Source organism: Bacillus cereus group sp. BfR-BA-01347 (assembly GCF_022663835.1).
Lineage (GTDB): Bacteria > Bacillota > Bacilli > Bacillales > Bacillaceae_G > Bacillus_A > Bacillus_A thuringiensis_K.
In genome coordinates this window covers 171,232-183,556 of record NZ_JAKUGG010000007.1, presented here as the reverse complement: position 1 = coordinate 183,556, position 12,325 = coordinate 171,232, and the positions used below count along the sequence as shown (strand labels likewise).

The following is a 12,325-nucleotide window of genomic DNA, read 5'->3' as shown; positions in this document are numbered from 1 at the left end:
AAAGTGAGGGATATGTCATGCAGCGCTTAAATACAATTGATATTAGTAACGTTCTAGAATTAGAAAAGACTCTTTTTACTTTATTAAATAAAGAGATTTCTTCAAAGCTAGAGCTTGAAAACTGGTTAAAAAAACAATCTACAGTCATTTGGGAAATTGAAGAACAATTAACATCGCACTATATCGCGTTTCAATGTAATACAAATAATAAAAAAATAAAAGATACTTTTGAATATGATCAACAATATGTACGCCCTCTTTTGAAACGTTATCAAAATTCATTTGATAATAAATATTTAGAGTCACCTTTTCGAATGGAACTTGATGTAAAAAAGTATAGCTTACTAGACAAAAGAATTAAGAATGCGCAAACATTATTTTGTGAAAAGAACATTGATTTAGAGATAACTGAAGATAAACTAGTAACCGAGTACTTCGAAATTACAGGTGGTTTAACTGCACAATGGGACGGTGAAGAAAAAACAGTTACTGAACTACAGTCTTACTTACAAGATCCAGATCGTCATATACGAAAAAAAGCAAAAACGCTCATTTCTGCAACATTCTTATCTGTTGAAGATACATTACAACATATATTAAATGAATTAATCGCAATCCGTCATCAAAAGGCTAAAAATATTCAATTAGATAATTATCGTGATTATATGTTTAAAAAACATGAACGTTTTGATTATACGCCTGATGATTGCTATGAGCTTGCTGAATCTATTCGTAAATACGTAGTACCACTTATCGATAAAATATTTAATGAGAAAAAATCTGAACTTCAAGTAGATAGTCTTCGTCCATGGGATTTAAAAGCAACCGCACCAAATCAAAAAGCATTAAAACCAATTGAAGACGCGAGTGAATTAATCGAAAAGAGTTCTTATATTTTACATAAACTAGACCCTGAATTTTCTATACTACTGAATCGTATGCATGAAAATAATTGCTTAGATTTAGAAAGTCGTAAAGGAAAAGCGCCAGGAGGATTTTGCGAATATTTGCCTGCTTCTCGATTATCTTTCATTTTCATGAATCTCAATCATACACATGATGATGTTACTATTTTTCTCCATGAAATGGGTCATAGTATTCATAATGAATGTATGAAGCAGTTAGAGCTACAAAAATATTTAGAAATCCCTTCTGAATCAGCTGAACTCGCTAGCATGACGATGGAATTATTTTCGATGGAATATTGGGGTACATTTTATGATAATAGTGAAGAATTTATAAAAGCAAAATTAGATTTCTTTAAAGATATTGTTAAATATTTACCCCCAATGCTTATCGTTGATCAATTCCAGCATTGGATGTATGAAAATCCTAATCATACTGCTAAGGAAAGAAACGAAAAATATTTAGAATTACATAACACTTACCAATCAAACGTCGTAAATATCGAAGGGTATGAAAATTGGATCGCAACTGGCTGGTTACCTGTATTACACATATTCGAAATACCATTCTATTACATCGAATATGCTATTGCACAGCTTGGTGCGTTGCAAATGTATAAACAATATAAAGAAAATCCTAAACAAGCAATAGAAAATTATAAAAAAGCTTTATCATTAGGTAGCTCTAAATCTTTACCGGAAATATATGAAGCGGCTGGAATTCGTTTTGATTTTTCTGGAGAAACGATTAAAGAACTAATGTTATTTGTAGAGGACGAATTAGAGTCACTTGAACAATTGTAAGAAGTAAGCTGTTCCTATATTTTAGGTTCAGCTTTCTTCTTTATTTTATTTATCAATTCTATGTACTGAGTATCACCATATCCGATTGTTGGAAAAAGATAAAACAACTTTGTTAATAATTCTTGATTTGATAAACCTTTATTTTTAGAGATGAATTTCATTACGATATTATCTTCTTTTAGCATTTCTAAATATAAATCTATAGCTTGATACATTACAGGTGGTACTTTATGATAAGTCTTTTTATGGTTTACTAATACTTCATTGTATATAGTAGAATTATCCCCCAATTCAAGTTCAATTTGATTTACTTTAAATTCATCCTCCCTGAAACTATTTAAGTATACTTTCCCTTCATAGCACGACTGCTCAAGGTATGAAAGTAAAGTAAGTAGATTCATTTGGCAAAACATATCTTCACCGAACCATAAAACAATACATTTATACTTTTTCGCAAATAGATTTTCTAACGGATCTATAACTTTTTTTGCATAATTTTCGACTGAACTGTTATGACCTTCTGCTCTTATTTTAATAAACTCTTCATCAAAAACTTGTGCAGTAGCGCTATTTACACACATGGCCTCGTTAAATGGAGCATAATCAGACTCACCCATTAGCTCCTCCGTTTTAAATTCTTCATACATCATTTGACCATTCAATATGTTAAGTACATCTTTATCAAATAGCTCACTATTCTTATTACGTAACTGTTCAACCTCTAATTTTCTAGAAATATTCATTTTGAACTCCCCTTCTTTATTTATATTGAGTTTAACAAATGATTGAATAGGCATGTTGTTCGTTGGTATTCTCTTGGATTCATTCCAAAAACATTTTTACATATTCGATTTAGCCGTTCCTATTTATAGTGCGATAGAATATTCATTTGCTGGAAATGGGAATATCATTGACTATGAACATTCTATTACAAAAGCACTATTTGAAGGCTACCAAGAGGAAAATGAACTACCAAAAGAGATGATAGACAAGTTTCCATTATTTATTAAATTAAAGGAGATTTTTGAATATAGCTTAATGCATATGTATTGGGATAAAGAAGAATTAACGGAGGAACAAGTACGGATTATGAACCTTTATAGGATGAAGATCGAAAATAAGAATACCTATATCAATATTTAAGAACGCTGTTGTTTAACTACAAGGAAACTTTGGTTAAACAACAGCATTTATTAATTAGCTGACAACCTTTTTTATGACTTATAAATACTGATTCAATAATCTTTTCAAATACACTTCATTTTGCGGTGATACTTTTTCAGAAAATCTAGCTGCAATAATAATAGGAGCCCATTGAAAAACTTCATCTCTTGATATGCCGTTACGACTGCAATATATATGTAAATACATTTCAGCTAATTCTACCGAAGATTGTGAGTACAACAAGTATGTTCGAAATACATCTGCGCGAATATCACCTGAACTAGCATCTACCCAATCTATAACTTTCACTTTCTCTTCCTTACTCAAAATCAAATTAAATGGATGGAAATCTCCATGACATAGCCTAAAATTAAATGTAATAGAATCTAATTTTTGTAATATATTCTTCTTTTTGCTTTCATCCAATTTTTGTACAGATTTAATTTGACGCTCTAACCTTTTCCTCATTAACTCCATTTCATCTGTATTCACACGTATAGCATGGATCTTTTTTTGCTCATTAACACAAAGGCCGATATAACGCTCTGCCTCATTCAAATTATTAAGCAGGAGATCACCAATGTTCTCTCCTTTTACATATTCCATAATAATTGCCTGTCTATCGTGTATCTTTGTCACTTCAAATACGTTTGGAACTGGCAGCCCGCATGAATAAGCATATTTTTGTTTTTTTGCTTCATTCATAGACTCTGTACCTGGAAGATATTCTTTAAATAACTTCACAATCTTATTATCATACAGATAAATTTCCGCTGTATTTCCTTTAGCCATTGGCTCACCTAAGTTCAAGTTTCACCCTCCTTAAACCATATAGTATTCTACACCCCTATTTTAAATTCACTGCAATGTTAGGAAATCCTTCTACTCACATAAATCCTATTATTACAAAAATCTTTGAAATGCTAAAAGAAAAGTACGCATCGAAAACAGCCCTATAATTTTTTAGCATAATTATAGGGCGACTTTAATGATGTTGATAATGTTTTGTTTCGTTTGACTTAAATAATTGTTATTTTTAGTAGAAATTAATATACCAATCGGGATTTTAGAATTAAAGTCCTTAATCTTAAAAGATAGTATTTCTTCATTCAAAATTGTACCTTTCGGGATAATTCCTATCGCATTTTCAAAAAGCATTTCTGGAATGAGGTTTAAAGCACTACAATTGTAAATTCTTTTAAAAGATAAATTGTTTTCTACCAAGAAAGAACTTACAGATTGATAGGAATAACAATTACTTTCTCCTACAATAACTGGATAATCTATAATATCAAATGCTTCAACGGATTCTTTTTGTAACAAAGGATGCTTGGGATTATTCACTATAAATTCAATCTGTTCATCACATATTGGGGTGAATTGTACCTTTGATTTATTTTCATTATTTCCGCACACCGCAAAATCAATCTTATTATGTTCTATCATTTCTGATAAAAGTGCTGTATTTCCCACTACAAAATCACAATGTATGTATGGTTTTTCAGCATTTAAAAACTTTAATATTATCGGTATTAACCTTTTAGCAACGGATTCTAATAGGCCTATTCTCAAACTCCCTTTCTCTTCATTACTAATACGTTGTGCTTGAGTTATTGAATATTCCCAATGTGTTACTAAGTTTTCTACTTCCTCTGCAAAAAGTTTTCCTTCTTCTGTTAATCTTGCATCCCATCCTCTTTCAAATAACAGAAAACCAATTTCATTTTCCAGCTTTTTCATATGTGTTGTTACTGTTGATTGTGCATAGTTTAATTGTTTAGCAGCTTGTGAAAACGTTCCTTCTTCAATAATTTTTTTAAATGTAAGTAACTCTTTCATTTCCATTTCATACACCATCTTCATCGATTTTATTGATAATTAGTTAATATATTTTCAATTATACAAATGGAAACATTGGAAGTAAAATGAAATCAAAAGGAAAGGAGTCCTCTATTATGCCATTTGTCACCGTTTATCATCCTGAAAAATTATCCGATAATAAGTTATTAAAAAATGTAAGCAATCAAATTCACCATTCGTTAATTGAACATTTCAATATTCCTGAAAATGATTATTTTCAAATGTTTTTACCTTATCCTTCTCATCAACTTTTTTATAATTCATCTTATCTTTTAGAAGGTTCATTAAAACGATCCAATAATATGATTTATGTTTCTATTACATGTGGACCTGGAAGAACAATTAATCAAAAAAAAGATTTATATAAAGCTATAGCCACTAGTACAGCTAATATTCTACAAATCTCTACTGCTGATGTTTTCATTACACTACACGAGACACCGATGGAGAATTGGTCATTTGGTCAAGGAATAGCTCAAATGTTAAATCAACATAATAACTAGACTTTAATTTTCCTTAAAACAAAATAAACTTACCGCTTTCTATAACTATATAGAAAGCGGTAAGTTTATTTGTTTAGGAATATCTGAATGAAACTCTGGTATATACACAATAGAAAATGTATATCCCTGCTCAATAAATGACACTTCATTATGTTTACATTCAAATGGAACATTATTTTTCTTAAAGTTAATTTGGATTCGCTGTAAAAATGCGGGATCCGGTGTTCCAAAAGAAACGTGCACTTTCGGTGGTAAAGCTTTCATCGCGATTGGAATCCAAGGTCTCTGCCACCAAGTCGCGACGATATATGCAGTGCCACCTATAACAAAGCTGAAAATATCCCCTTCTTCCATCGTTTTCATATTTAAATTTAATTTCAGCCATTCTCTAAAAATAGGTACACTTTTAACAGGAAGACCAATTTCCCGTACGTATAAAATGTTTAAAGGTGAGTGTGGTACTAATACATCCTCTTTAACATAACTATGTGCAATAATTTCAAGAAGATTTCCATCTCCGTCTTTAAAGTATAAATTGAATCGACCATCCTCTTCATCAATTATATGACCATCTTTCCATTTCGCAATGAGTAATCCAGACTCCTCAAGCCATCTTGCTGTTTCATGAAATTTTGAATATGGGATTTCAAAAGCAAAATGTGCAGGTACAATTGGTTCATACACTTCTTGAAAGCTAATTGTTGTATAAGGTGTTACTTCAAATTGAATGAAGGATGCTGTTTCTTTTTTTATTGGAAAAGATAATATGTCCTTATAAACTTGTTTTACCCCTTCTATGGAAACCGTTTGTAGTTTTATATCTGATATATGTGTAATCACTTTACATTCCCCCTCATTTCTTATTATCTATTCGTATTGTATTACACTTATAAATAGATAAAATCAAACGGAAGGGTGGATTTTTTATATAGAAACTACAACTTTAGTATGAATATGTTAGCTCCAATTATTTTTTATTTCTACTATAACAATTTCTGGTTTATCCCCGTGCAACATGTGTGTAGTATCAGGAATTACTTTTACTATACTGTCCGTTTTCTCTTTGAAAACATTTACTGTCTTATCTCTATAATCCGCCCAAACTTGTGGAACTGTAGCTCGAAGTAATACAATATTAGCCGGCAGCTTCTCATATATATCTATCGTTTCATCTTTATGCATACCTCTTATTATATTACTAGCTGTATTCCCCCTGGCATGTCACCATACTTTATTATCCATTTCGACCCCTAGGTCCTTTACAGCAACTTCTAACAATGAAGACCACCTAGTATAAGCTTCTTTTTCACTTTTGAAAAATTCGTCCCAATTATTAAAAACGTATTCATCAAAGTCCTTTTTATAATAAGCAATTTCTTCTCCCAACGTTTCTTCTTGAAGCCTTTTTGTTTGATATCCACCATCAATAAGAATACTTCCTTGTACTTTTTCTGGATGATGTAACAAATAAAATAACGCTACAAAACTTCCCCATGAATGTGATAGAAAATAAAAGTGTTCGATTCTCAATTCATTTATTATTTCATTTAACCAATTTGCTAAATTGGGCATCTCATAATCTTCCGTTCTTTCAAAGGGCGGTGTTTTACCATGTCCAGGTGCATCAACGGAGATAAATCTATACTCTTCTTTTAATTCCTCAGCAATTTCTATAAAACTTAAACTCGTACTTCCTAATCCATGTAAACAAAAAATAACAGGTTTATCCTTATTCCCCCATTCAGTAATATGTACGTTTAATTTTTCATTGTTAATATAGTAACGTTTCAAAACCTTCATTTCCTGCATTCTTTTCCACACAAAAAGCTGCTTTTCTTTAAATGAAAAGCAGCTTTTACACTAAAATATATTATAATTTAACAGCGATAATCATAAATCTTTTTGAATTTGTACGAATCCCTTTTTCAGAACTATTCGTTTCAATGAACTTTTGTAAAATAGTAAAATCCTCTTCCTCTTCTCCAAATCTAGGAATAATAGGTGTATGTTTTAATAAGAAAATAAGATCTTCAGGCGTACTGTAATAATCAGTAACATCATATTCGCGTACTTGCACGAGATCAAATCCTGCACTAATAAGTTCATCCATATACTTTTCTTTTAAAGTGCCATCTCGTTCACCTAAGCATTGTCCTCTGCCAAATGCTTCTTTCAGGTTTAATTTATCATTCTCACTTACTTGTTGTGTTAAGAAAAAGGCACCCTTTTTCATTACTTTTGCTAACTCAGATGCTAGAAACGGAGCATGACAACTTGAAGCAATATCAAAATGGGCATGCGGAAATGTTAAAGCTTCAGAACCCATTTGAAGAAACTCAACATTTTGTACACCTGATTTTTTCAAGTTAGAATGTGCCGTTTCAATCATGCCGTTAGAATTATCAATTCCAATTAACAATTTAGCCGAAGATGCTATGTTAAGTACATTTTCTCCTCCGCCTGTACCAACATCAAGTAAAATATGTGATGGTTTACACCTTTCTTTTACCTCACTATAAAAGTCCCATGTATCTCCTACAGTTTCACATTTTATTTTGCTAAAATCCCATCCATTTAATCTTCCTACTTTATCATAGAAGCTTTTATACTCTAATTCGTTCATCTTATTACTTCCCCTTTGTAAAAATAAATTAAATATGTAATATAACCTACAACACTGTTTAATTATATATTATAAAATAAAAATTATTAAAACAACATTTAACTTCGCACTACATTTGGTTTACATAATAATTTTATAGTTTATCTTTAACTATATGTTCTAAATGTCTTCTTCCCCAACTACAAATACTATCCAAAACAGTACTGACTGTTTTTCCATGTTCAGTTAAGCTATATTCTACTTTAGGTGGTATTTCTTGATAATGCTTATGAATCTTATAAATCTCTTTCTCTTGTAAAAAGGCCTGGCCATAATAATGAAATTGCACATACTGTTCTATATTTAATGCAAAATAGTTTTACTACGGGTAATGTATTATTTCCAGATGGAGGGTACACATATCATTAAATTATTAGCAACAAAAGCCCCTTATTACAGTGGCTTTTGTTGCTAATTTAAACATCGCTGAAGTAATATAGGATTCTCTTTTATTAGTTCTGCTAAAACAAAAGTTGTGGAAAAGGTCGTAAGATTAACTCTTTATCCAGCAACCCCTTTTGTTCTCGAATCATTCCGCCTCCTCGCATAAAAACCGCCCTAATTTCTATTCCCTACAATTTTATATAAAATCAATATTATAAAGTAGGATTCAACAACTTCTTACAGAATTCTATATTTAATACGTATTGGACGGATTATTTTCAAGTTCCTCTATAAAAAAGGGAGGTCATACAATTGTGAAATTTGTACAAGAACGAAGATTAACTATCAAGACAACTTTTTCAAAAGAATACAAGATTTTTATTTTTGGTTTACTCATTTCACGAATCGGGGATTCACTATATACTTTTGCACTGCCTTGGATTGCCTATCAATTAACTGGTTCAGCTGTAATTATGAGTTCTTTATTTGCTGTTAACGTATTGCCAATCGTTTTATTTGGCCCTTTAGTTGGTGTACTAGTTGATCGATATGATCGAAAAAAGTTACTTTGGATGGCGGATATTACCAATATTATTTTAGTAAGTTTCGTACCAATTTTACATGCATTACATCTATTAGAAGTCTGGCATTTATACGTAATTACTTTTATCTTAGCAGTTATGTCCATGCTTTTTGATGTAACAACTGTTACAGTCATTCCACACATCGCAGGTGCATCATTAACGAAGGCTAATTCTTTATATCAAATGGTTAATCAATTGGCTAGTTTGTTTGGTCCAATCATAGCTGGGCTTTTCATATCTTTTATTGGCGGCTTTCAAGTACTTTGGATTAATGTTCTTTCATTTATTGCTACATTAATTGCTGTGATTATATTACCTTCTATGAAAAACTTAAATAAAAAGAATACTGATAAAAAAACATTGCAAAATGTACTAAATGATTTGTTTGATGGTTTTAAATGGCTCAAAAATGATCGGTTAAATATAGCTTTGTCACTTCAAGCTATGGTAGGTAACTTTGGAGCAAGTGCTGTTTTAGGTGTACTTATGTATTATTTATTATCGACATTAAATCTTACCTCCGCACAAAGTGGCTATAATTATACTTTAATAGGAATAGGTGGGCTTTTAGGAAGCTTAATTGCCGTTCCTTTAGAAAAGAAATTTCGACGTGGTGTACTTATTCCTTTACTCCTATTTTTAGGAGCGCTTGGGTTAACATTTGCTTTGTGGAGTACATATTGGCTTGCTCCCGGAATTGCTTTCGGAATCGCGATGACATGTAATATCACATGGAATACGATTGTTACATCAATTCGGCAGGAAACTGTTCCATCCAATTTGCAAGGACGTGTTTTAGGTTTTTCTCGTGTACTTACACGATTATCTATGCCATTGGGGGCATTAGTAGGTGGAATTATTTCAGCCTACAATCCTGTATTTATATTTGCTTTAGCTGCTTTTACTAAAATAATTGAAGTCTTTATTGCCTTATATAGTCCGATACGAAAACTGTAAAGATTAAGATTTATATATTTAGAGATATTAATAAAATAAAAAAGGCATAAAACATGCCTTTTTTTATTACTTATTTGTTTATTGGATAACAAACTTCTGTAACCCACTTATTAGGATCGGATTCCATTGCTGGGCTCACATGATAAATATTAAACATCGGGCCTGCTAATTTGTAACCCTCTGTCTCAATCCATTTTGCTGCAGCCTCATTTACAGCTGTCATCTGTTCATAACTTCCATTAACTGTTATAGAAGCTACATTGGTTGATTTCATATTTTTAAATGTAACGTCTTTTGTATTTTCGTGCTTACCAAGAATACTTAGCTGTATTTCTATATCTACATCATTTTCTTTGTATTCACGATCATGGAAAACCGCAATACTATAACTCGGATGGGCAATACTAATATTTTTCATTTGAATTTCTTGCATTAATATACTCCATAAATCACCTTCGCAATTATACGATGGAATAATCTTTCTAACACTAGCTACAGTTCTTTCTGGAATTTCTTTTATGGAAACATGATAATTCATCTCAACAACATCCTCTCTCATCGTTTTCATTGAGTCTTCGAGGAGACGTAATTGTTTTTGGAGATTATTCATGTCTTCTTTAATTTGAGCACTACGATTAAAAAATTGCTCTTTTATGGTATCTATATTATCGCATTCTATTATTTCTTTGATGGTAGCAATATTAAACCCCATAGCTTTTAACGTTTGAATTTGATTTACTTTTTTTAATTGGTCTGCTGAATAAAATCGATATCCACTCTGCTCATCGACTTTTACTGGTTGTAGTAATTCCACTTTATCGTAGTGTCTCAACATTCGTATACTAATGGAAGATAGTTTTGAAAAATCCCCTATTTTAAACATGATTTCCTCCTATAAGTTACATCTACTTTGAAGCTCAACTTTATTTTAAACAATGACATTGTGTGAGGGTCAACTGTTTATAACGTTTGAATTATATTTCTTTATTTACTTTTATATCCTCTTCCTTCTTTAGGTTATAAAAATTCACTTATTGATTCGATCGCGACTAGCAATCAATTGATTTACCTTCATATGAACCTCTATTCTTATTTCTCATTAAAAACATATTTGCAATATAATAATTACATAATGAATATTACCTATTATGTAATTACCCTCTAACTTCATGAATCTTACCCTTGTATATTTCAAACCATTGTTGCCATTCATCTTTAGAAAATTCTTTCTCTTCTCCTTCTAAAACGCAAGAAAAAAGATTTAAACAAATATGCCAACCAGCTATATCTCTCGGTGTATGATCTGTTAATTCATTAATGTACTCTTTAAGGAATAAAAGAGTACTATTTTCCTCTTTATGTATTTCAAATCGGACACGGTCTTTATCCCAAGTAAATTCAAGTACTGAGTTTAGTTGACACTCTAAAATATCAATATTTATGAATGAACCGTCCATCATGTCGAACTTTATTATTCCACCAGTTTTAAGGCTTTCAATCTGTAAATTGGACATCCATTTTTTCAGCTTACTGTTTTCTGTTAATACAGACCAAACTTCCTCTACCGTATATGGAAATTCGCGTTCAAATTTTACAATATATCCATCAGTTAGTTTCCCAATTTCAGCTATCATTTTGATTGCCCCCTTATACAGAATATATGTTCCCATTTCATTTTACACGAATATAAATATAAAATAAATATTTATGTCAACGAAGTGTTAATTTAAAGTGAATGACGCTGAGAAAAACTTAAATATTTTCTAAATCGAGTTATATAGTATTGAAAATTAAATATAGATTTACGTACAAATAAAAAAGCCGCATTTGCGACTTATGAAATCATAGGATTAACTCCTTTTTTTGTTGAATGATTAGCGCTTAATCGCATCGACAATTAGCGATGGAAAACCAAGTTTATCGCCTTTATTTCTAGAATCATACCTTTTCGAACGGAAAATAACACCGTCGTTTGCATCCCATTCATTGTAATAAAACCGACCACTTTCATCACAATATTCAAGTAAAACTACCTCGAATCCAGCAGTTTCAAACATTTTCGTTAATGTTTTATAATTATGAACGATTTTATGACTTGCTGCTGGATGATCTTTTGGACCGGGTCTCCCTATTTGAACTATATTTTGATATACCTCATCCTGAAAGAATGCATCAGGGACTCCGCACCGAATATGACCAGATGGTTTTAAAAATTCATAACAGATTTCAGCTGCTCTTACACCTTCTTCAAAAGTAAGGTGTTCCCATACATGCTCAGCTAAAATAGCTGAAATAGAGTTGTATTCAAATCTTTCTTCCCACGTAGCTTTATCTAGTAAGTTAAGTTCATCTTCTTGCGTTTGAATCCAGCCTGGATTATTATTAAACACTCCAGCTCCGACAACTACTTTAATTTCGTCTTGTTTTATTGCCACCATGTTCACCTCTTAAACATTTTAATTCATTAATATATTCTATGTTTACTATTATCCTTCCTCCTTC

At 31.3% G+C, this 12,325-nt stretch carries 12 protein-coding genes and 3 pseudogenes; 5 read left to right on the top strand and 10 right to left on the bottom strand.

Annotated elements, in window-relative coordinates; translation table 11 throughout:
- Nucleotides 1-17 precede the first annotated feature (17 nt).
- On the top strand, nt 18-1,709 hold the full coding sequence (locus tag MR143_RS13600) for a M3 family oligoendopeptidase (RefSeq protein ID WP_001189358.1): 1,692 nt from the start codon (nt 18-20) through the stop codon (nt 1,707-1,709).
- A gap of 14 nt (nt 1,710-1,723) precedes the next feature.
- Here the strand turns inward: MR143_RS13600 and MR143_RS13595 are convergent, their stop codons facing one another.
- Nucleotides 1,724-2,452, bottom strand: coding sequence for a hypothetical protein (locus tag MR143_RS13595; RefSeq protein ID WP_002181532.1), 729 nt, complete (start codon nt 2,450-2,452; stop codon nt 1,724-1,726).
- Nucleotides 2,453-2,504: 52 nt separating this feature from the next.
- On the opposite strand from MR143_RS13595, the gene MR143_RS13590 reads away from it, so the two are divergent.
- Nucleotides 2,505-2,852: a hypothetical protein gene (locus MR143_RS13590; protein ID WP_000899728.1), complete on the top strand. Its 348-nt coding sequence runs from the start codon at nt 2,505-2,507 to the stop codon at nt 2,850-2,852.
- Nucleotides 2,853-2,930: 78 nt separating this feature from the next.
- On the opposite strand, the gene MR143_RS13585 is transcribed toward MR143_RS13590, so the two are convergent.
- Both MR143_RS13585 and MR143_RS13580 read right to left on the bottom strand, forming a co-directional pair.
- Nucleotides 2,931-3,683, bottom strand: a complete 753-nt coding sequence (locus MR143_RS13585) for an aminoglycoside phosphotransferase family protein (protein WP_001048448.1) — start codon at nt 3,681-3,683, stop codon at nt 2,931-2,933.
- 162 nt (nt 3,684-3,845) lie between these two features.
- Complete coding sequence (locus tag MR143_RS13580; protein ID WP_000425265.1) at nt 3,846-4,718, bottom strand: LysR family transcriptional regulator; 873 nt, start codon at nt 4,716-4,718, stop codon at nt 3,846-3,848.
- Nucleotides 4,719-4,828: 110 nt separating this feature from the next.
- Between MR143_RS13580 and MR143_RS13575 the strand changes: the two genes are divergently transcribed.
- On the top strand, nt 4,829-5,236 hold the full coding sequence (locus MR143_RS13575; protein ID WP_001117409.1) for a tautomerase family protein: 408 nt from the start codon (nt 4,829-4,831) through the stop codon (nt 5,234-5,236).
- Nucleotides 5,237-5,281: 45 nt separating this feature from the next.
- Here the strand turns inward: MR143_RS13575 and MR143_RS13570 are convergent, their stop codons facing one another.
- The 4 genes and pseudogenes from MR143_RS13570 to MR143_RS13555 form a co-directional block, all read right to left on the bottom strand.
- Nucleotides 5,282-6,076 (bottom strand): VOC family protein, encoded by a 795-nt coding sequence (locus MR143_RS13570; protein ID WP_000627937.1) that lies wholly within the window; start codon nt 6,074-6,076, stop codon nt 5,282-5,284.
- Between the two features lie 117 nt (nt 6,077-6,193).
- Nucleotides 6,194-7,027 (bottom strand): annotated as a pseudogene (locus MR143_RS13565) (alpha/beta fold hydrolase).
- Between the two features lie 79 nt (nt 7,028-7,106).
- Nucleotides 7,107-7,859: a class I SAM-dependent methyltransferase gene (locus MR143_RS13560; RefSeq protein WP_001003875.1), complete on the bottom strand. Its 753-nt coding sequence runs from the start codon at nt 7,857-7,859 to the stop codon at nt 7,107-7,109.
- Nucleotides 7,860-7,992: 133 nt separating this feature from the next.
- Nucleotides 7,993-8,127 (bottom strand): annotated as a pseudogene (locus tag MR143_RS13555) (winged helix-turn-helix transcriptional regulator); the annotation flags it as partial.
- On the opposite strand from MR143_RS13555, the pseudogene MR143_RS13550 reads away from it, so the two are divergent.
- Nucleotides 8,124-8,267, top strand: a pseudogene (locus MR143_RS13550) (SDR family oxidoreductase); the annotation flags it as partial. The pseudogenes MR143_RS13555 and MR143_RS13550 sit on opposite strands and share 4 nt — an antisense overlap.
- Nucleotides 8,268-8,596: 329 nt before the next feature.
- Nucleotides 8,597-9,823, top strand: a complete 1,227-nt coding sequence (locus MR143_RS13545; RefSeq protein WP_000673888.1) for an MFS transporter — start codon at nt 8,597-8,599, stop codon at nt 9,821-9,823.
- A gap of 70 nt (nt 9,824-9,893) precedes the next feature.
- Here the strand turns inward: MR143_RS13545 and MR143_RS13540 are convergent, their stop codons facing one another.
- The 3 genes from MR143_RS13540 to MR143_RS13530 all read right to left on the bottom strand — a co-directional run bounded on the left by MR143_RS13540 (nt 9,894) and on the right by MR143_RS13530 (nt 12,258).
- On the bottom strand, nt 9,894-10,706 hold the full coding sequence (locus MR143_RS13540; RefSeq protein ID WP_000472626.1) for a MerR family transcriptional regulator: 813 nt from the start codon (nt 10,704-10,706) through the stop codon (nt 9,894-9,896).
- A gap of 271 nt (nt 10,707-10,977) precedes the next feature.
- On the bottom strand, nt 10,978-11,457 hold the full coding sequence (locus MR143_RS13535; protein WP_000559846.1) for an SRPBCC family protein: 480 nt from the start codon (nt 11,455-11,457) through the stop codon (nt 10,978-10,980).
- 240 nt (nt 11,458-11,697) lie between these two features.
- Complete coding sequence (locus MR143_RS13530; protein WP_033690256.1) at nt 11,698-12,258, bottom strand: class I SAM-dependent methyltransferase; 561 nt, start codon at nt 12,256-12,258, stop codon at nt 11,698-11,700.
- Nucleotides 12,259-12,325 lie beyond the last annotated feature (67 nt).